1 protein-coding gene is annotated in these 1022 nt (G+C 33.9%); it reads right to left on the minus strand.

The genetic code is table 11. The features are described from left to right. Positions 1-86 precede the first annotated feature (86 nt). A partial coding sequence (locus Q428_RS14120) for a group II intron reverse transcriptase/maturase (protein WP_035382074.1) occupies positions 87-1022 on the minus strand: 936 nt, incomplete at its 5' end.

A 1022-nucleotide genomic window follows, 5' to 3' on the forward strand; every position in this document is an offset into this window, starting at 1 on the left:
ATCGAGTAGGAGCTGAATAATTATTTTATTCAGCGTCCTCTCACACCACCGTGCGTACCGTTCGGTACACGGCGGTTCAATAGAAATTAATGTACAGATGAATAAATTTCAGATATTGAAACCAAACCTATTTCTTTGAGGTATTTATTGGTTAGTGCTCTGGATAATATAGGGCTGTTGGATATTCTCCAATAGCCTTTTCTTGTGTTTGCATATTTCCATGCTTTAATATTTTCAATTCCTAATTTTACAAGATTGTCATGTTTAGTTTTAATCTTCTTCCATTGTTTCCAAAAACACATTCTTATCCTTCGCCTTAACCATTCATCAAGTGTTCTTAGAATGTTTTTCATGTCGGCAATAGCAAAATAGTTTATCCATCCTGTTATTGCTTGTTTTAATTTTAGAAACCTATATTCCATTCTCATTGCATTACTTCTTGAAGTTAATTCCTTGAGTTTTGTTTTGAATTTCTTCAAAGGTTTCTCATGAACTCTTATTCTATATTCGCCTTTACCTCTATAGAAAGAAAACCCTAAAAATTTAACTTTCCAAGGTCTATCTACTGTGCTTTTATCCTTATTCACTTTAAGTTTTAACTTTTGCTCAATAAACTTCACAATACTCTCCATTACTCTATTGGCTGCTTTCTTGCTTTTGACATATATATTGCAATCATCAGCATATCTACAAAAGCAAAGCTTACGCTTTGTTAATTCTACATCAAGTTCGTGTAACATTATATTGCTTAATAATGGTGATAGCGGACCACCCTGCGGTGCACCTTCTTCTGTTTCCATAATCACACCATTTATCATTACACCACTTTGTAGATATTTTCGTATTAGAGAGATTACTCTGCCGTCTTTTATATCGTTAGATAGCAGTCTTATTAATTTGTCGTGGTTTATTGTGTCAAAGTATTTTGCAAGGTCTATATCCACAACCCAGGTATAACCTGCATTGATGTATCCTTTGCACTTTTCAACTGCTTGCTTTGCACTTCTTAATGGTCTAAACCC

Origin of the sequence: Fervidicella metallireducens AeB (genome assembly GCF_000601455.1) — a bacterium.
Taxonomy (GTDB): domain Bacteria; phylum Bacillota; class Clostridia; order Clostridiales; family Caloramatoraceae; genus Fervidicella; species Fervidicella metallireducens.